19 protein-coding genes, 1 pseudogene and 1 riboswitch are annotated in these 18,503 nt (G+C 63.5%); of the genes and pseudogenes, 14 read left to right on the top strand and 6 right to left on the bottom strand.

The genetic code is table 11. The features are described from left to right. Positions 1 to 31: 31 nt before the first annotated feature. Positions 32 to 1,807, bottom strand: a complete 1,776-nt coding sequence (locus AC1DQ3_RS15595) for an SWIM zinc finger family protein (protein ID WP_477121073.1) — start codon at positions 1,805 to 1,807, stop codon at positions 32 to 34. 580 nt (positions 1,808 to 2,387) lie between these two features. Between AC1DQ3_RS15595 and AC1DQ3_RS15590 the strand changes: the two genes are divergently transcribed. The 3 genes from AC1DQ3_RS15590 to AC1DQ3_RS15580 all read left to right on the top strand — a co-directional run bounded on the left by AC1DQ3_RS15590 (position 2,388) and on the right by AC1DQ3_RS15580 (position 4,262). After that, positions 2,388 to 3,194, top strand: coding sequence for a peptidylprolyl isomerase (locus AC1DQ3_RS15590; protein WP_477121072.1), 807 nt, complete (start codon positions 2,388 to 2,390; stop codon positions 3,192 to 3,194). A gap of 496 nt (positions 3,195 to 3,690) precedes the next feature. After that, complete coding sequence (locus AC1DQ3_RS15585; RefSeq protein WP_477121071.1) at positions 3,691 to 3,957, top strand: type II toxin-antitoxin system ParD family antitoxin; 267 nt, start codon at positions 3,691 to 3,693, stop codon at positions 3,955 to 3,957. Next, entirely contained in the window at positions 3,957 to 4,262 is a 306-nt protein-coding gene (locus tag AC1DQ3_RS15580) for a type II toxin-antitoxin system RelE/ParE family toxin (protein WP_477121070.1), read from the top strand. Before AC1DQ3_RS15585 ends, AC1DQ3_RS15580 begins: the two co-directional genes overlap by 1 nt. Positions 4,263 to 4,502: 240 nt before the next feature. Here the strand turns inward: AC1DQ3_RS15580 and AC1DQ3_RS15575 are convergent, their stop codons facing one another. Further along, the gene (locus AC1DQ3_RS15575; protein ID WP_477121069.1) at positions 4,503 to 4,847 is read right to left on the bottom strand and encodes a hypothetical protein; all 345 of its coding nucleotides are present in this window, start codon (positions 4,845 to 4,847) and stop codon (positions 4,503 to 4,505) included. A 140-nt stretch (positions 4,848 to 4,987) separates the two neighbouring features. Beyond that, complete coding sequence (locus tag AC1DQ3_RS15570; RefSeq protein ID WP_477121068.1) at positions 4,988 to 5,713, bottom strand: DUF6946 family protein; 726 nt, start codon at positions 5,711 to 5,713, stop codon at positions 4,988 to 4,990. A gap of 111 nt (positions 5,714 to 5,824) precedes the next feature. Further along, positions 5,825 to 5,937: riboswitch (SAM-I-IV-variant riboswitch) on the top strand. Positions 5,938 to 5,965: 28 nt separating this feature from the next. Between AC1DQ3_RS15570 and AC1DQ3_RS15565 the strand changes: the two genes are divergently transcribed. Together AC1DQ3_RS15565 and AC1DQ3_RS15560 are read left to right on the top strand one after the other, a co-directional pair. Next, positions 5,966 to 6,397: a DUF3293 domain-containing protein gene (locus AC1DQ3_RS15565; RefSeq protein ID WP_477121067.1), complete on the top strand. Its 432-nt coding sequence runs from the start codon at positions 5,966 to 5,968 to the stop codon at positions 6,395 to 6,397. A gap of 23 nt (positions 6,398 to 6,420) precedes the next feature. Beyond that, positions 6,421 to 7,545: an ADP-ribosylglycohydrolase family protein gene (locus AC1DQ3_RS15560; protein ID WP_477121066.1), complete on the top strand. Its 1,125-nt coding sequence runs from the start codon at positions 6,421 to 6,423 to the stop codon at positions 7,543 to 7,545. A gap of 12 nt (positions 7,546 to 7,557) precedes the next feature. Here AC1DQ3_RS15560 and AC1DQ3_RS15555 read toward each other — a convergent pair. Beyond that, positions 7,558 to 7,758, bottom strand: a pseudogene (locus AC1DQ3_RS15555) (response regulator); the annotation flags it as partial. Positions 7,759 to 8,208: 450 nt separating this feature from the next. On the opposite strand from AC1DQ3_RS15555, the gene AC1DQ3_RS15550 reads away from it, so the two are divergent. From AC1DQ3_RS15550 to AC1DQ3_RS15515, 8 genes are all read left to right on the top strand, one after another. After that, complete coding sequence (locus tag AC1DQ3_RS15550; RefSeq protein WP_477121065.1) at positions 8,209 to 9,675, top strand: outer membrane beta-barrel protein; 1,467 nt, start codon at positions 8,209 to 8,211, stop codon at positions 9,673 to 9,675. Positions 9,676 to 10,081: 406 nt separating this feature from the next. Further along, on the top strand, positions 10,082 to 10,279 hold the full coding sequence (locus tag AC1DQ3_RS15545) for a hypothetical protein (protein ID WP_477121064.1): 198 nt from the start codon (positions 10,082 to 10,084) through the stop codon (positions 10,277 to 10,279). A gap of 137 nt (positions 10,280 to 10,416) precedes the next feature. Then, on the top strand, positions 10,417 to 10,752 hold the full coding sequence (locus AC1DQ3_RS15540) for a nucleotide pyrophosphohydrolase (protein WP_477121176.1): 336 nt from the start codon (positions 10,417 to 10,419) through the stop codon (positions 10,750 to 10,752). 275 nt (positions 10,753 to 11,027) lie between these two features. Continuing rightward, positions 11,028 to 11,297: a ubiquitin family protein gene (locus tag AC1DQ3_RS15535; protein ID WP_477121063.1), complete on the top strand. Its 270-nt coding sequence runs from the start codon at positions 11,028 to 11,030 to the stop codon at positions 11,295 to 11,297. Between the two features lie 48 nt (positions 11,298 to 11,345). Beyond that, on the top strand, positions 11,346 to 12,488 hold the full coding sequence (locus AC1DQ3_RS15530) for a WD40/YVTN/BNR-like repeat-containing protein (RefSeq protein ID WP_477121062.1): 1,143 nt from the start codon (positions 11,346 to 11,348) through the stop codon (positions 12,486 to 12,488). 53 nt (positions 12,489 to 12,541) lie between these two features. Next, entirely contained in the window at positions 12,542 to 13,435 is an 894-nt protein-coding gene (locus tag AC1DQ3_RS15525; protein WP_477121061.1) for a DUF72 domain-containing protein, read from the top strand. Between the two features lie 45 nt (positions 13,436 to 13,480). Further along, a complete protein-coding gene (gene dbpA, locus AC1DQ3_RS15520) occupies positions 13,481 to 14,908 on the top strand; it encodes an ATP-dependent RNA helicase DbpA (protein ID WP_477121060.1) in 1,428 nt (475 codons plus the stop codon). 55 nt (positions 14,909 to 14,963) lie between these two features. Continuing rightward, entirely contained in the window at positions 14,964 to 15,812 is an 849-nt protein-coding gene (locus AC1DQ3_RS15515; RefSeq protein WP_477121059.1) for a PA4780 family RIO1-like protein kinase, read from the top strand. 46 nt (positions 15,813 to 15,858) lie between these two features. On the opposite strand, the gene AC1DQ3_RS15510 is transcribed toward AC1DQ3_RS15515, so the two are convergent. Next, positions 15,859 to 17,010 (bottom strand): DUF2855 family protein, encoded by a 1,152-nt coding sequence (locus AC1DQ3_RS15510; RefSeq protein ID WP_477121058.1) that lies wholly within the window; start codon positions 17,008 to 17,010, stop codon positions 15,859 to 15,861. Between the two features lie 36 nt (positions 17,011 to 17,046). On the opposite strand from AC1DQ3_RS15510, the gene AC1DQ3_RS15505 reads away from it, so the two are divergent. Further along, the gene (locus AC1DQ3_RS15505; protein ID WP_477121057.1) at positions 17,047 to 17,757 is read left to right on the top strand and encodes a TetR/AcrR family transcriptional regulator; all 711 of its coding nucleotides are present in this window, start codon (positions 17,047 to 17,049) and stop codon (positions 17,755 to 17,757) included. Here AC1DQ3_RS15505 and AC1DQ3_RS15500 read toward each other — a convergent pair. Then, positions 17,732 to 18,379: a CDGSH iron-sulfur domain-containing protein gene (locus AC1DQ3_RS15500; RefSeq protein ID WP_477121056.1), complete on the bottom strand. Its 648-nt coding sequence runs from the start codon at positions 18,377 to 18,379 to the stop codon at positions 17,732 to 17,734. The two genes, AC1DQ3_RS15505 and AC1DQ3_RS15500, sit on opposite strands and share 26 nt — an antisense overlap. Positions 18,380 to 18,503: the final 124 nt, after the last annotated feature.

Genomic DNA, 18,503 nt, shown 5'->3' with positions numbered 1-18,503 from the left:
TTCCTGGGCTGGCCCAACAACCCACGGCAGCTCAAGACAATGTGGCGAGCAACTTGATGAAGTTGCGCTTCGCGCGATAGGTCGCGCGAATCTCCTCCAGTTCGCTGGTGAACTCCGCGCGCTCTCCCAGCTTTGCCCGCAGGCTTCCGATGGCGCGCACGATTTCAAATGCCTCGTCATAGCGCGCGTTGCGTACACCGCTCTCGGCAGCGACCGGCAGCAGCCGCTTATAGAGGGTAATCGCGTCATGTGGATGCGTTCTGCCGCGGACGGCTGCCATCTGGGGCCACAGCTGCGTCGCGACCGGGCCGCCGACGAAGGCGTCCCAGGCCATATCGTTCTTCTTTTCGGCGAGGAAGATTTTAACCAGTCCGGTGCGCGTTGGCTTCTGCCAGGCATTGCGCTTCGATTTTCCGGTCGACTCCTCTTCCTTGACAAGCGCCCAAAGGTGCTTGAGTGCGCGCTCCCGGGTCTCATCATGCCGACCGATGGCTGTAGCAACCTTCATCAAGGCGGGGAACGCTTCGGCCGTCGGATGCATCTCGAAGCGACGCCATGCGAACGTAGCGGCCTGGTCGAATTCGCTGCGGCGCAGATACGCGTCGACGCAAAAGTCGAGCAGGCGCGAGTCGACATGACTACCCGGCTCCCGAAGACCTCGCTCGGCCCATGCGAGCCCCTCGTCCGGACGGCCGTGCTTCGTGCAAAGTTCTGCTACCTGCAGAAAGCGGTACGGACTCGACAGGTCCTTGGAGCGAATTCGAATGAGTGCATCAATGTCGCCGTCAAGCTCCGCCAAGGCTTGCATTGCGTGCTCGAGTTTCATACGCCGCGGGTCGAATGATTGGCGAAACTCATTGCTCGGAGCAAGCGCGGGGAGGACTTCCCAGGCCTCGCTCACCAGTTGACGGTAGCGACGCAACCCGTTCTTGCCCAGAGGTTCTGCGTACGCTGGCAAGACATTGTAGAAGGTGTCCCATGCCCCTTCTGTCTGGAGGCGGAAGAGGCGCTCCGCGAGCTTCACAGGGTCGGGGCAGGTCTGTTTGCATGCGTCGAGATGGACGGACGCCAGCTCAAGGATGGCAGGCATCACCTCGCCGCCGGAATCGTCAATCTGCTCAAGACTTTCTTCCGCGCCGGCAATCGCCAGTTCCGAGAGTTCGACCACTTGCGCGGCGTGCGGTCCAACAAGCCTCTGGCGCAACATTGCTGCCAGCGACATCAGGCCGTCGCCGTATGCGCCAGCCTCCCTCCAGCCCAGCGGCCGGGAATTGCGCGTTGCCTGCCGTACGGCAGTTCTCATGCTGGGGAAATCGGATGCCTGCGCCGTACGCGCGGCGAGCAGCAGCTTGTCGCGTAGCGTCAGGTCAAACTCGACTGCTTCCAGCAGCAGGTCCTGAAGCGCGTCCTTGTCCAGCGTCGCCACGTATTCGCGAATCACTTCCTCGTAGGTCTTTCGCTTCTTGCGCGGTTTCTCCTGGGTTGTCTCTTCGGTATGGAACACCTCTTCGCCAGAGTTTTCGAGCCAGGAGAGTGCAACGGCTACCACGTGCTTGCAGAAAATGCCGTCGTCGCCTACTGGACAGTTGCATTCATAGGCGATTTCGCCATCGTCTGCGACGGCGAGCTCAACACGGTAAGAGCGCGTACCGCGTACGCTGGCGCGAACAGCGCCTTCGTATTCCTCAAGGCGAGACACGGCGTCGTCATGGAAATAGGCCTCGCCGCGCGCGAACGTCGTTGTGTCGGTCAGCGCCTGGACTTCGGCAAGTGTGAGAATTTCAGCGAGCTTTGGAGGTTCGGACATGGCAATACCGTAACGGACGGCGGACTGGCACAGATGATACCTGGCAGAACCCGCGGGTACGCCGCAGGTCATGTTGAGGGGGTGGCAACTGCGCGCGCGGCAAAAATTCATTGAATCCAATCGAAGCACATCTGCCGGATCATCAAAGATTGCAATAAATCACTTTTTTAGAAGATTTCCCATATTTTTCCCCGTTCCCCTTTGATAAGGTCGCGCCCAAATCCAGCGCAAAGCGACACCTCCGCGCCCACGGTCACTGTCGGGACCAATGGCCGTATTACCGTTGGCATCTCCAATGCGGTCGGCGGCGTTTCCACCAATACCCACCGCGACTTCAATGTCCCGCGATCCCGCCGACATTCGCTCTGACGAGGCGCATGCGCAGTTCACCAAGCTGGATGCCAATGCGACCCTGCCATTGCCGTTGGCGCGCGCCTTCGACACAGCCCGGCTGGCGTGGCGTGCGCAACTCGTCGGGCAGGGCCCTCAACCGGACGTATTGAGTGCGGCGTGCAGCCGCGTGGCAGAACACAGAACACAGAACACAAAACTCCGATATCCGATGTCAAAGGAAACGAACATGCAACCCCAGATCTCCCGCTTTATCGCCACCACCGCATTGGCCTTCAACCTGCAGCCTGTGCTTGCCGCTTCGGTGAACGGCGTGGCGATCCCCGATGGCCAGGTCAGCCTTGCCATGCAGCAGGCAGGGCTCCCCGATAACGAGGCAACCCGCAACGCCATCAAACAGCAGTTGATCGCGCGCGAGCTGTTCCGCCAGCAAGCGGCAAAGGCCGAGGGGCTTGAAGCGCGGCCTGCTGTGCAGCAGGCCCTGCGCGAGGCGAAGGACAGCATCCTGATCCAGGCCTGGCTCAAGGACCAGGTCAAGCCGGCACCGGTCACGGATGAGCAGGTGCGCGCCCGCTACAACGCCATCGTCGCCAGCCTGGGCGACAAGGAATACAAGGGGCGCCTGATCGAGGTCGCCGACGATGCCGCCGCCGCTGCCGCGCTCGCGCGCATCAAGGGCGGCGAGGACTTCGCCAAGGTGGCGCAGCAGGTCAGCCTGGCGCCGTCCAAGGCCAGCGGCGGCGCGATGGACTGGCTCAGCTTCAAGGTGCCGGCGCAGGAGGGCCAGACCCAGAACCTGCCTTTGCCGCTCGCGCAGGCGCTCTCCACCCTGCCGGCCGGCGCGGTGAGCGCCGCCCCCATCGCCTGGAACAACCACCGCTTCCTGGTCAAGGTCGACGAAGTGCGCGCGACCAGTGTCCCGGCCTATGACACTGTCAAGCCCGGCATCCAGCAAGCGTTGCAGGCGCAGGAGCTTGAGCGTGCCACGACCGCGCTGGTCACGCAGTTGCTGGGCAAGGCAAAGATCACCCAGTAAGGCGGTTCACGGAACCCGTCGGCGGCACCAGGCCGCCCTCCGGCGCAACAAGCCTGAACAAAAAAAAGCCCGAAGAACCGCCAGGAAGCTCCATGTACCGCGTGAAGCAAGCGTCCCTGCCTCAGGACAACGCACAACCCGATCCATCGCCCGGCATCTCCATGGCGGAGGGCGGTCGTCGCAGCGTGTTGGTACGTGCGCTCGCCGGCTGACCCTGAGGCGGCCTACAACCGCGTCGGGGAGCTTTGTGGTTTCGGCGCCGGCTTTATTGGGTGATGGTGGTCATGGCTGGAGGGGACATCTTGCACGCGTGGTGGCCGCCAACTGATCCACTGGGCGGCCCATGAGAGTCCGCGGTATTACGAGTGACGAGTGTCTAGATTTCTGGATGGACGAACACAAAAGTGGATTTTAGTGCTCATGTATCTTGACGAGAGCCTAGTCTGCCTGCTGTAATAACTGTTGTTAACTATTATTAACCGCCAGGAGAATCAAGATGCCTACCAGTGTGGCCCTTGGCAGTCACTTCGAATCCTTCATCCGGAAACAGGTACAAAGCGGCCGCTTCAATAATTTGAGCGAGGTCGTTCGCGCCGGTCTTCGTCTACTTGAGCAGCAGGAGCAACGTAACCAACTCGAGCTGGAGGCGCTGCGCGCCGAGATCGCGGCGGGCCTGTCGAGTGGCATCCCACAGCCTGCTGAAGATGTGTTTGCCAGGCTCGAGAGCAAGTACCGTGCTGCAGACAAGAGCAAGCAGCGCTGATGCGGCTCACGATCACGCCGCTTGCCGAACTGGATCTGGAGTCCATTGCTGATTACATCGCCGCGGACAATCTGGCGCGTGCGCTGGTGTTCATCGAGGAACTGCGCGGGCAGTGCCAACGAATCGCTCGGAATCCAGATGGTTACCGCCGGCGCCCCGAACTGGGTAGCGATATGCGCTCCTGTGCATACGGCAATTACGTGATCTTCTTTGCCACAAGCGATAACGAAGTGAGCGTTATTCGCGTTCTTCATGGCGCTCGCGACATTTCAACGTTATTTGGCGATGAAGAGCCGGTCAGCTAGCGTCAGCTGACTGGACGGGCGAATCCCGATCGAACTTGGAACGATCTTCATGCCCACTCAGCGGCCTCACCGGGTGAGCAGTTCTCGCTTCTCAGGGGCTGGCAACAGCGAAGCAGCCAGCGCTTCTTCGGCAATGGACAAGCCATGTTGCCGCATCGCGCCGCGACTGCCCTGGCAGTTAGCGCATTCCCGGCGATGTTCAAATCGTCGCTGTCTATGCGAAAGCCACCCGCACAGCTTTCATCTGACCTCCTTCTTGCACGCGTCGATGTGAAGCTGCTTCAGTTTCGCCGTCGACATCTTTGGCATGTCGTACGCAATGTTCGTTGCCTCGGTGGTCGTCGAGAGAAAGAGCCGGTCGCCCCCGCCAAGCTCGCTCGCTCGCTTCAATACATCTTCCCTGGGCACCCCCGTATCGCGTAGTTGCGCGGCGATGAACAGAAGGTCGGCGACGCACTGGCAGACTGACATTCTTTCTGCATTGCTTGTCTCACTTTGCCGCTGCTGCATTTGCGCACAGGCTTCGGCAGCGGCTAGCAGGGCGAAGGCTGCAATCACTCCGGCTCGTACAGCTTGGTGTTGCATGCTGGTTTCCCCGTTTTTTCTTATCGGGCGGCCTGGTCCTGCCAGCCAAATTCCCCTTTGTGACCATTATTTTCATGTGCAGGAAGCGATCTGTCTGGAACCGAACATTCGGTGCCGCGTTCTACGCGAAGGCGTCCTGCCTACCGCTCAAGATACGCCGAAGCCCCGCATATCCACCCCAGATGCAGTTCCGTCTTCGGCAGCCTTTTCGCGCGGTAAAAGCTGTTTGGCCTGGCATCCACGCCGAACAGCGCAGCGAACGCGCGATAGTCCTCAAACCAGGCATTGGTCGGGCTGAACGAGTGAACCAGCATCACTGCGTGATCCGCGTGAAAGCGCTCCGCTCTCCGGATCGCCGACGCAGTCCGGTGTAGCAGCTGATACCGGATCGACAAGGGGATCTCCGGCAGGCCAAGCGTTTCGGTGAGGAAATCAAGATGGGTATGCTTTCCCGGCGATCCCGATTCGAGCCACTCCGCCAGGGTGCGGTCGAAGGGTTCTCCAACTTTGCCTTCCACAGCGAAGGAGATCAGTTGGCCGTCGCATTTGCCCAGTACGCAGATGACGTTCCGTGATCTGGTGGTGCCGCGCGGGAACGCGACATGATGCTCGGGAATACCCGGCAGCAAGGCGGTGCCTCGCAGCGCCGGATAAGCCTCGATGGCGTTGGCGATCTCCACCGGGAAGCCATCGGCTTCCTGCCAGCAATGGGCCAGCGTGCGGGAGGAGTAGCCGGCTTTCCAATGCCTGACCAGATTTGCAAGAAAGGGTGCCCAGCTATCGGCCAGGGCGGTTGGAATGTAGATCCTGCTCATCTTTTTCTCTGCTGGAGAATGGCCTGCAGCGTCGACGCAGGCACGGTGCACGAGAGCAAGCTAGCATTGGCGGGTGGCGCTATATGTTCGGTCGCGAATATAGCCTTCGCCGTAGCCTTCTCCGCCCGTCCTTGACACGCAATCGGTCCACATGTTCCAATCTCCCGACATTCTGATTTGGGTCGACGCCCATGCCAACCTGCCTACCCGGGCAAGGTGGATCGCGAGAGCGGATGTGGTTCCTTGAAGCTTGAGGAACAACCAAGCGGGCACAGCGTCGACCCTCCTTGCAAGGAGGGTTTTTTGTTTTCTGCTTCAGTCATCGATCCCGAAACCATCCACGCTTACCTGGAGACGCACTATCACGTCCACGGCGGTGCGCCAGCCACATTGAGGGTCGGCGAGGCCAGCGCGTCGCTGGCTGCGTTGCACGACGCATCCGGCGTCAAGTGCAGCGCCTTCATCACCGCCTGGAATCCGTTCAGCCGGCAAGCTGCCGACGAAGCGGACAACGCGCGCCGCCAGGCGGCCTTGGCGGGCGAGCTGGCGCAACGCGGACTGACGTTCATCGATGGCATTGGCCAGCATCCCTCGAACGCATGGCCTGGCGAGCCCAGTCTCCTGGTGCTTGGGCTTGCGCTCGAAGACGCCAGGGCGCTCGGCGCCAGATATGAACAGAACGCGATCATCTGGTCGGGCGCCGATGCCGTGCCCCAGTTGATCCTCTTGCGTTAGGCCAAGGTGGAATGATGCAAGACATGCCTGTAACCCAACCCGCTTCCAACCCGACCTCACGCAGCCGCTTCCGAGGCTGCCTGCTCGGCGGCGCAGCCGGCGACGCGCTCGGCGCCCCCGTGGAGTTCATGACGCGCGCCGGGATCCTGGAACGCTTCGGCGCCGGCGGCATCACGGACTACGCCCCGGCTTACGGTGGCATCGGCACCATCACCGATGACACGCAGATGACGTTGTTCACCGGCGAAGGCCTGCTGCGTGCCTGGGTGCGGGGCACCGGCAAGGACATCACCAGCTATTCGAGCGTCGTCGCGCGCGCCTACTTGCGCTGGCTGCACACGCAAGGGATCCGGCCCGCATGGCATGCGGACGTCATCGCGGACAAGCCGGGATGGCTCTACCGGCAGGCAGCGCTGCACAGCCGCCGCGCACCGGGCAACACCTGCTTGTCCGCGCTGGAATCCATGATGACGCCGGGCGAGCCTGCGCGTAACGACAGCAAGGGCTGCGGCGGCGTCATGCGCGTGGCGCCGGCTGGCCTCTTCGCGTGGCGGCACCCGAATCCGCGAACGCCCCGGTACGCCTTTGCTCTCGGGACCGAGCTTGCCGCCCTCACCCACGGACATCCAAGCGGATCGCTGACGGGCGGCGTGCTGGCCGCGTTGATCCACGAACTGGCGGACGGCGCGACGCTGCCTGCCGCCCTGGCGACGGCCAAGGCATGCCTGTGCGCGCAGTCGGACCACGAGGAAACGCTGCTGGCCATCATGCATGCGGAGCAGCTTGCGGGCTCCGGCGTGGCGCACGAGGATGCCGTCGCCCGCCTCGGTGAAGGCTGGGTCGCCGAGGAAGCGCTGGCGATCTCCATTTACTGTGCCCTTGTCGCGCGCGATTTTCGTCATGGGGTTGTGCTGGCGGTGAACCATAACGGCGACTCGGATTCGACTGGCGCGATCACCGGCAACCTGCTGGGCGCGCTGCTCGGCGAGGAAGCGATTCCGGCGCAATGGCTGGAGCCACTGGAACTGCGTGAGGTCATCGCCGAGCTTGCTGATGACCTGGGCGCGTTCCCGGGGTGGGAAATCGGCATCGATGCCGAGGACGCGGATCTGGTTCAACGGATCTGGAGCAAGTATCCTGGGCTTTGAATAGGCGTCAGCGTCAGCATCAAGTATCTGTATCCTGGCGTCTTCCGTGACGGACTCCGAGATGGCGAGGATGGGCACGCTGGACCATCTGCGGATTTCGTCGAGTACGAGCCTGCCGTTCACATCTGGCAGGCGGATATCAAGCACAATCAAGTCAGGTCGCCTTGAGCCCGCCAGCTTGATGCCCTCCGTGCCGCTTCCGGTCACGAGCACCCGATATCCCTATCCGCCCGGAAAGCGCCGCAAGTTGAATTGCATGGAGCGCTCACTGTCGATCACGCGTACACAATTCATTGTTTGTGCAACACCCACTTTCTTTCGGTGGCTGTGTTAAACCGGAATCCAAATAAAAAATGGATAAAAATTGGCGTGATCATGTATTGATAATATAAAAAATCGCCGGCGAATCTTTATGCCAAACCAATATTTTCGCCAATCGGGTGCTGCGGAGACGCTGTTAACAAATATTTTATATCGCATCGCAGCATTTTTAACTAACTTTTAATTCGGCAAATGGCTAAATCGCTGCCAACGTAAAGCAGACCCAGGGGAGTCTTTCCAAGCATTACGTTAAGGAGAATTCACAAAACGGGCCCCCCATTTCAGCGAATCTCGAACATGTCGACGTTCAAAGTAGAAAAACAAACAAGGCTCACAGGGCTCATGTCGGCCTTGCTTGGCGTACTGAGCCTCGTAGTCGGTCAGGGCGCCTTTGCCGAAGATGCGGCAACTGCCGCCAAACCGGAATCCAGCAGCTTCGTTGGCAAATTCATCGGTGCGTATACGGACGGCTCGCAGGCGATGCCTGACACGCCGTGGCCTTTTACAGGCGATGGCGGCAGCGGCGGCGATGCGCCCGAGTTGCGCAAGCTTCCCGCGCCGCAGAACTCGCCGCCGTTCCCCTACGGTGAATATCAGATGGGCGGCACGCCTACCATCGGCGACCGCAATAACGCACTGGTCTATCCACTGATGAAGGCACTGGGCGAGTCCTCCGATTTCTGGAAGGATTCGCGCACGCAGATCAGCGGCTGGGTGGAAATCGGCGGCAATATGAGCACATCGCAGCGGCAGCCGGGCAACCGCTACACCAATGCGCCGGCTGCCTACGACCAGATCCCCAACTCGGTGCAGCTGCACCAGGCGGACCTGCGCGTGACGCGCCTGCCCGACACGTATCAGACCGACCACGTCGACTTCGGCTTCCGCTTCGACCTGTTGTACGGCATGGACTACCGCTTTACCACCATGAAGGGGTTCTGGAGCAACCAGTTGCTCAGCAAGAACAAGCAATACGGTTTCGATATGCCGATGGCGTATGTCGATACCTACATTCCCGGCATTGCGCAGGGCATGAACATCCGCGTGGGCCGCTTTATCTCGCTGCCCGACATCGAAGCCCAGCTGGCGCCGGACAATTACATGTTCAGCCACTCGCTGCTCTACTCGTATGACCCCTATACGCAGGTCGGCGTGGTCGATTCCATCAAGCTGAACAAAAACTGGACGGTGCAGTTCGGCCTGACCGGTGGTAACGATACCTTGCCCGGTACCTCGGGCTCGAAGCTTTCGCCGCTGCTCTGCGCGCAGTGGATCAACGATGCAAATTCGGACTCGATCTATGGCTGCGCGAACTCGATCAATGGCGCCAACTATGCCTACAACAACGTCAACCAGTGGGTGGCAACCTGGAGTCACCGCTTTAGCCAGACGCTGAACAACGCGGTCGAGGCGTGGTACATGAAAGAGAACAACGTCCCCGTCTGTACCGGCCAGGTTGGCAGCGACGGTCCGGCGACCCCCAACGGCTGCCTGAACAGCACCTACTTTACCGACCCGAGCAGGCGCTTCAACACCAGCGAAATTGCAGTCGTGGACTATCTGAACTGGCAGTTCAGCTCGAAGGATAGTATTTCGGCCCGCCTCGAATACATGGACGACCGCCAAGGGCAGCGCACGGGTACGCCGGCCAGATACTGGGGTGAAGCGCTGAGCTGGACACACTTCTTCAATCAGTCGCTCCTGTTCCGACCCGAGATCAACCGCTACACGGCGAGCAGCCCTGCCTTCAACGGCGGCACGAAACGGGTGCAGACCATGGTGGCGGCCGATTTGATCATGAGGTTCTGAACAATAAAGGAAGCGTGTGACTTACCCCGGCACCCTGCGTAGCGGAACACTTATGGCTGGCGCCATCATCATGGCCTGCGCTCTCGGCATCGGGGCCATCAGGGGCGTTGGCATCGGAATGACGGGGAAAAGGGTGGCCGGCTCCGTGCCGGTCGCCCCGGCTATATCGGTAGCGCCGTCGGTCGCCCGCGCGGTCGACGCCGAGATGCCAGGAAACCCACGCATCCGGCGCCCGCCCCGTCGTCTTGCATGGTCGGACATTGTTCCGGCATACAGGCCGCCGCAGCGCTGCAGCGTGCTGGCAACGGCCGGATCGCCCTTGCCCGCATGCGGCTATGGCGACTGGCCCGCATGAAAATCGACATCTGACACTTGACACTTTGCACTCGTCAAAAGGAGTCTTGCAATGAAGAGGTTTACGTTAGCCCTGCTCACGCTGGTTCCCGTTCTGGTACTGCCCGTCCAGGCCCACGCGTTTCACGATCTGGCACAGCAGAAGGTGATCGACAAGGCCATGGCGGACAAGAGGCAGGCGAAAGCGGGGCCGGCCAGCGGCGCGGTACCGGCCCCCCTGCTGGCGAAGGGGCATGCAGGCCATCCCTGAATCACGGTGGAAGCATTGGCGTGCTGATCGTGGCGGCACGCAGGGCAAGGCATGGCGGCGGCGGGGTGGCTACTGGATACGTGGACGAACGGATATGGTTCAATATGCGTCGCAAGACCACTTCGTTCCTCCACGCCATGACCTTGATCGACATTAAAAACCTCCAGCAAGCCGCTGCCGCATTCGGCGAGGCGCGCGGCTGGGGTCAGTACCACAGCCCCAAGAACCTGGCCATGGCGCTCAGCGTGGAAGTGGCCGAACTGGTCGAGATCTTCCAGTGGAAGACCGAGGACGAAGCGCGCGAGATCATGTCCACCGATGAGCGCGAGCATGTGGAGCAGGAACTGGCGGACATCACGATCTACCTGGCGCAGTTGCTCAGCGAACTCAATGTGGACCTGGATGCGGCGGTGAAAGCCAAGATGAAAATGAATGCGCTGAAGTATCCGCTGAAGACCGGCGGCGCGGGTTGAGATAGTGCGACGCTCAGGCCATACGTTGCGGCCAACAGGGATGTGCACCGCTGATGTGGCCGATGGTTTGCTCCCCTCGCCTCCGGGGGCCGCGCTGCTGCAGGCTGCAAGCGCGCCGGGCACGCAGGATTGCTTCGGATGCTGCATTGCAATATGGCGAACACGTGCGCGATAGCGCATTCCGCCCGTTCAAGGAGCGCAACCGCACGCTCATTACCCACATTATTTCCTACACTGCAAGACGTTCGCATCCATCGCCAGCGGGACCGCCAGCCATGACACGACTCGTCTTTGCCGCCGCCATCCAGCGCCATGTCCCCAGCCCGGAACGCGAAGTGTCCGCGGCTACCGTGTGTGCCGCCCTGGAACGCGCTTTCAGTGAGCAGCCGGAACTGCGCGGCTATATCCTCGACGACCAGGGCCAGTTGCGGCGGCACGTGGCCGTCTTTGTCGACGGCTCCGCCATTCGGGACCGCCGGCGCTTGAGTGACCGCGTAGGCGAGTGCAGCCAGATCTACGTGGTGCAGGCGCTGTCTGGCGGTTGACGATGCGCGGTGCCGTCGAAGGCACGCCACTGAAGTCTGGAGTCCAGCATGAGCGATCGGCTTCTCGTTGGCACGCGCAAGGGCTTGCTGATGTTGCAGCGCGACAGCGCCGGCGCATGGCGGCAGGACTCGGTGCATTTCCTGGGCGAGCCGGTCAGCATGGTGCTGGCCGATCCGCGCGACGGCACCTTGTATGCGGCGCTCAACCTCGGGCACTTCGGCGTCAAGCTATGGCGGCGCCGGGCGCGCGGCACGGAGTGGGGCGCGTGCACGGTGCCGGTTTATCCGCCGCAGCCGGAGCCGGAGAAGCACCGCGAATCCACCCCGGACGGCGTACCCACTGCTGCGCAAACCGGCCTGCCGCCCCCGGCGCCCTGGTCCTTGCAGCAGATCTGGTCGATGGAAGCCGGTGGGCCCGATGAACCCGGCGCGCTGTGGGCCGGCACCTTGCCGGGCGGCTTGTTTCGCTCCGACGACGGCGGTGCGAACTGGAAGCTGAACCGTCCGCTCTGGGACCGCCCGGAACGCAGCGAGTGGTTCGGCGGCGGTTACGATGTGCCGGGCATCCACTCCATTTGCGTGGATCCGCGCGACAGCCGCCATGTCACCGTTGCGGTATCGTGCGGCGGTGTCTGGCAGACCCGGGACGGCGGACAGAACTGGAACTGCACCTGCAGCGGCATGGTGGCGGACTACATGCCGCCGGAGCGGCGCGAGGACGGCAATATCCAGGACCCGCATCGCCTGGTGCAATGCGCCGGGCATCCGAACGCCATGTGGGTGCAGCATCATGGCGGCATTTTCCGCTCCGGCGACGGCGGCATGCACTGGCAACGTTTGCATGCCCAGCCATCGAGCTTCGGCTTTGCCGTGGCGGCGCATCCGCGCCGGCCCAATACCGCGTGGTTCGTGCCGGCGGTGAAGGACGAATGCCGCGTGCCGGCGGATGGCAAGCTGGTGGTCACCCGCACGCGCGACGGCGGAGTCAGTTTCGAGATATTCTCCGAAGGGTTGCCCGCGGACCCGGCCTATGACCTGGTCTACCGGCACGGCCTGGCGGTGGACAAGACCGGCGAGCGCCTCGCCATGGGCTCCACCACCGGCGGCTTGTGGATCTCGGAGAGTGGCGGGGAACGCTGGAAACTGTTCTCGGCGCATCTGCCACCCGTCTACTGCGTGCGCTTTTGCTGAGTTCCCCAGGCGCGCACCGATGCTCCCGACCGCTCGACAAAGGACGCGAACGCATGGCTGAAGCAAGCGCAAAGACCATTGGCAAGGCCGCCAGGACTTCCAAAGCCGCTGCCGGCGGCGCCATCGCCCGCATCGGCATCGGCGGCTGGAACTTCGCCCCATGGCGCGACAACTTCTATCCCGCCAGCCTGGCGCAAAGCCGCGAACTCGAATACGCCAGCCGCCAGCTCACCGCCATCGAAATCAACAGCACCTATCACGGCACCCAGAAGCGCACCTCGTTCGCCAAATGGCGCGACGAGACGCCCGACGGCTTCGTGTTCGCGCTCAAGGCATCGCGCTTTGCCACCAACCGCCGCGTGCTGGGGGAGTCCGGCGAGTCCATCGCGCGCTTTGTCGATAGCGGCATTGCCGAGCTGGGCGGCAAGCTCGGCCCGGTCGTCTGGCAATTCGCGCCCACCAAGCAGTTCGACCCCGAAGACTTCGAAGCCTTTCTCGCGCTGCTGCCCGCCTCGGTCGAGGGCCGCAAGCTGCGCCATGTACTCGACGTGCGGCACGAGAGCTTCATGACGCCGGACTATCTCAAGCTCGCGCGCAAGTACAAGGCCGCGACCGTCTTCACCGACTCGGACAAGTTTCCTTCCTTCGCCGATCTCACCGCGGATTTTGTCTATGCGCGGCTGATGCGCAGCAGCGAGGCGCTGACGACCGGCTATGCGCCCAAGGCGCTCGATGCGTGGGGCGAGCGGGTGAAGACCTGGGCGGCGGGCGGCATGCCCGAGGACCTGCCGCAGGTGGACGGCAAGGCCGCGGCCAAGCGCAAGCGCGAGGTGTTCGTGTTCTTTATCAATGGCGCCAAGGAGCGCGCGCCGGCGGCGGCGCAGGCGCTGCTGGATCGGCTGGGGTGGCAGGCTCCGCCTTGGGGTGCCGGCGCCAGTGGCAAATAGATAACAGATAACGGAACGGCGGCAGCCAGCCCGTTATAATCCGGCATGACCTCAAGCCCTACCCAATCCGCAGCGCCTGTCGCTGCCGGCGCAGCTGCATCTTTCGCCACACTGCCCCTGTCGCCCGCCACGCTGGCGACGCTGGAACAGCTTGGCTACCTGACCATGACCCCGATCCAGGCAGCCAGCCTGCCGGTCGCACTGGCCGGCCAGGACCTGATCGCGCAGGCCAAGACCGGCAGCGGCAAGACGGCTGCCTTCGCGCTCGCACTGCTGAACCGGCTGGATGCGCGCCAGTTCGACGTGCAGGCGCTGGTGCTGTGCCCCACGCGGGAGCTGGCCGAGCAGGTCACGCAGGAAATCCGCCGCATCGCGCGCGCGGAAGAAAACATCAAGATCCTGACGCTGTGCGGCGGCTCGCCGATGCGTCCCCAGGCCGACAGCCTGGCGCATGGCGCACATATTGCCGTGGGCACGCCCGGCCGCATCATGGATCACCTGGAGCGCGGTACGCTGCACCTGGAGGCACTGAACACGCTGGTGCTGGACGAAGCGGACCGCATGCTCGACATGGGCTTCTTCGACGATATCGCCTATGTGGCCAGCCGCTGCCCCAAGGAACGCCAGACCCTGCTGTTCTCGGCGACGTATCCGGAAGGCATCGCCAGGCTCAGCCAGCAGTTCCTGCGCAAGCCGCGCGAGATCAAGCTGGAGGAGCAGCACGACGACAGCAAGATCCGCCAGCGCTTCTACGAGGTGGGAGACAGCGACCGCCTCAACGCCGTGGGCCTGCTGCTCAATCATTTCCGCCCGGTCAGCACGCTGGCTTTCTGCAATACCAAGGCACGTTGCCGCGACCTGGTCGACCTGCTGCGCGCGCAGGGCTTTGAAGCCCTGACATTGCATGGCGAGCTGGACCAGCGCGAGCGCGACCAGGTGCTGGTGCAGTTTGCCAACCGCAGCTGCTCGGTGCTGGTCGCCACCGACGTGGCCGCGCGCGGCCTCGACATCGCCCAGCTCGAAGCGGTGATCAACGTCGACGTCACGCCCGACCCCGAGGTCTACGTTCACCGCATCGGCCGCACCGGCCGCGCGGACGAGGACGGCTGGGCGCTCTCCCTGGCCAGCATGAACGAGATGGGCCGCGTGGGCAATATCGAGCAGGCCATGGGCAGCGAGATGGAATGGCAGCCCCTGTCCGACCTGACCCCGGCCAGCAACGAACGCTTGCTGCCCCCCATGGTCACGCTGCAGATCCTCGGCGGCCGCAAGGAGAAGATGCGCCCCGGCGACATCCTCGGCGCGCTCACCGGCGACGCGGGCTACGCCAAGCACCAGATCGGCAAGATCAATGTGATGGAAATGTCCACCTACGTGGCGGTCGAGCGCTCCATCGGGCGCGAGGCGATGCGCAAGCTCAATGATGGGACGGTGAAGGGCAAGCGCGTGAAAGTGCGCATGCTGACGGAATAACGGTGGCCGCGACGCTGCTGTACCCGGGCATGCTCCGCTTGCCCGGCTCGTCCCGATGAAAACGCCAAAGCGGTTGCAGCCGCTGGTCGAGGACGGCCTGGTCGACGAAGTGTTGCGCCAATTGATGAGCGGCAAGGAAGCCACGGTCTATGTCGTGCGCTGCGGCGGCGAGATCCGTTGCGCCAAGGTCTACAAGGATGCCGCGCAGCGCAGCTTCCGGCAGGCCGCGACTTACCAGGAAGGGCGCAAGGTCAAGAACAGCCGCCAGGCGCGCGCCATGGAGAAGGGCACGCGCTATGGCCGCAAGGTGGCCGAGGAAGCCTGGCACAACGCCGAGGTGGATGCCTTGTACCGCCTCGCCGCCGCGGGCGTGCGGGTGCCCAGGCCGCACCTGTGCTTCGAGGGTGTGCTGCTGATGGAGCTGGTGGTGGATGCCGACGGCAATGCCGCGCCGCGCCTGAACGACGTGGCGCTGAGCCCGGAGCAGGCGCTGGCATTCCACGCCGCGTTGATCGAGCAGGTGATCCTGATGCTGTGCGCCGGCGTGGTGCATGGCGACCTGTCCGAATTCAATATCCTGGTGGACGCCGAGGGCCCGGTCATCATCGACCTGCCGCAGGCGGTGGATGCCGCCGGCAACAGCGACGCCAGCGTGATGCTGGAGCGCGATGTGGATAACCTCGCGTTCTACTTCGGCCAGTTCGCGCCGGAACTCAACGACACGCAGTACGGCAAGGAGATCTGGGCACTTTACCAGGCCGGCTTGCTGCAGCCGGGCGTGAAGCTGACCGGCAGGGTGGAGGTGGATGAGCGGCCGGTGGATGTGGAAGCGGTGCTGCTCGAGGTGGAAGACGTGCGGCTCGAGGAAGAGGCGCGTCAGCGGTACCTGCAGAGCGTGGAGTGAGCGGGGCTTGAACAGGGCGGGGGCTGATGACCGCCCGCCGCCGGCATCAGCCGAGCCGCACTACGTAGCCCTCCTTCGGCTCGCTCCTGCCCGCTACCAGGCTCGCGATCCTCTCCTGCGCCGCGCCGAAGCCGTGCTCTTCGACCAGCGCCAGCCAGCCGTTGGCCGGCTCCTTCACGAATTCGATAAACGCGCGCTGCGCCGCATTGAAGCGCTGGTTCACGCCCTCGGGGCCCCAGTCGGCATTGCGCTTGCGGATCTGCACCGGCGCGAAATAGAACTCGGGCCTGGGCCCGGGCAAGCCGGTGTCGCGCAGGAAGCCGGTGTTCTGCGCCGAGCCGGCGAAGCAGTCGTACACCAGCGCATTCCCGAAGTGATGATGCACGCGCGCGCGCAGCGCTTCATCGCCGGAGAAATCCACGTAGAGCGTGGGTTCGCCGGTGGCAAGCGTTTCCAGCGTGTCGTAGCCAACCACTTTCTCGTAGCAGCCCAGCTCCTCGACAAAGGCGCGGTTGCGCGCGGAGGTGATGGCCACCAGCGAGATGCCGGGGATGTCGCGCAGGCAGAAGGCGGTGCCGTAGGCGGTCTTGCTGGAGGCGCTGGACACCACCAGCCGGGCGGCGCCGAAGAAGCGGTTGTCTTCGAGGAAGTCGGCCAGCATGAAGGACGTGATGAACAGCGGCCGGTACAGCATCTGGTAGTTCTCCAGCTCCGGCGCGTAGGCGGCGTCGTTGAGCACGCGGGTGTACTGGTTGTAGGCCGAAGTCAGCGTCTTGCGATGCTCGCTGCCATCGTAGAAGCCGCGCGCGGTCACGCGCTCGGGCTGCATGCGGATATGGCTGGCGACGGGGAAGTAGCCGTAGAAACGCTCGCCGGCTGCCACGCCGGGGACGCCGCTGGCGACCACGTCGGCGAAGCCCCACACCGGCATATGGCCCCATTCCTGCTGGCCGGTCGGAAAGAACTGCCAGTAGTTCATGGCGTCGCCGAAGGCCGCGTAGGTGATGTTGTTGGTGGTGAGCGCGAAGCGGTCGATCTTCAGCAGGACTTCGCCGGGGGCGGCGTCGGTGCGTTCGTGGCGCGCTTCCAGCCGGCTTTCGTTTAGGGCATGCTTGCGTGTCAGCAGGCGGGTTATCTTGAGCGATTGGTTCCTGTCGTCGCTTTGGTCGCCTTGGGCGCCGTGCACCGTGTGTTCCATGTTGTCTCCTTTTTACCGTCGAGGCCGATGCCACCAATGTATCGCCGCAAGCCGGCCGCCGGGTTCGGAAACGCGGGTGCCGCGGCCGAGCCGGCGCAGGCGCCCGCCAGGCCGTTGAAACGCCCGTCGCAGCGCCGTGCGCGCTTTACCGTGAACGCCATTTACGAGGCCTTTGTTCGGATATGGCGGGCGCGCGGCTGGGGCGGCGTGACCACGCGCGCGGTGGCGCTGGAGGCGGGATGCTCCGTGGGCACCCTCTACGAATACTTCCCCAGCAAGGAGGCGCTGCTCTCCGGCTATGTGCGGCACACCATCGAATTGCTGCTGGCGCGCATCGAGGCGGAGGTGGTGAACGCCCCCGGACTGGACTGGCACACGCGCATCCGGCGCCTGGTGCGCCTGACCTGCGGCGCGGACGAAGCCGCGCTGGAGGGCTTCGAGCACGAGATGCTGGCGCTGGAAGCGCGCATCGCCGAAGTCAAGCATCACCGCCGTGTGTTCGATGAGTTGTATGCGGCTTGGCAGCGCGCGCTGGCGGCGTGCCCGGATCTGCCGTGCGCGCCGGATGACATCGCCGTGCGCGGCCTGGTGGAGGCGGTCTGGGGCGCACGCCGCTATCGCCTGCTGCTCCAGGCGGCCGAGTCCTCGCGGGCGGCATGGGTGGCGCAGATGGAGCGGCTTTGCGTGCTGGCGCTGGGAGAGGCGCCGCCGCCCATGGATCCTATGGATCCTGCGGATCGCTCCTGAACCCCACCTTCTTGTGCGTGCCGTCGCAGAACGGCTTGTTGCCCGAATGGCCGCAGCGGCATAGCCAGGCTTCGGTCATGCGGTTGATGGTCCTGCCGGTGCCGCTGATGACTTCCAGACTGCCTTTGATGCGCAGCGGTCCATTGGGGATGGGGTGAATTTCGAGAGGGCCGTCGCGCTGGGCCAACGGTTCCGATGCCACGGTGGCGGGCTCGCCGCTGGCGGTGAAGCCCGTGCTGGTGTGGCTGCTGTCGCAGAAGGGTTTGTTGCGCGATGCGCCGCAGCGGCACAGCGTAAGACGAAAGCCGGCGGGCTGGCCGTCGATGGTAATGGCGGCGCGCAGCGCCAGCGGGCCGTTCTCAAGCACGCGTGCCACGTTGACCAGGGGCGCGGCTTCGCCGGGGGAATTGTCGCGGGTCTGGTAGCCGATGGCGCCCGATGGACAGTTGTGCGCGATTTCGGCGATTTCCTCAGCGGTGGCGTTGTCGGGGTGGATCCACTCGCCCTCCACGCCGGGCACGAAGACGTCCGGGCGGTCCAGCGTGCAGTGGCGCGAATGGATGCAACGGCTGTCGTCGAAGAGGACGATGACGCGCTTTCCGGCAACGGACTCGGTGGCCATGGCTGGCCCTCCTGCGCAATGGGCGCCCCGGTGGCGCGCTCCATTTCCTTTATAGCGCCTGCGGCCGGGTTTGCGCAGTGCTTTTCGGCGGCTTTATCTTTTTACAAAGATTCGTGGGCGTCAC

The organism is Cupriavidus sp. 01T418 (genome assembly GCF_056398885.1).
This window is presented reverse-complemented; position numbering and strand designations above follow the sequence as displayed.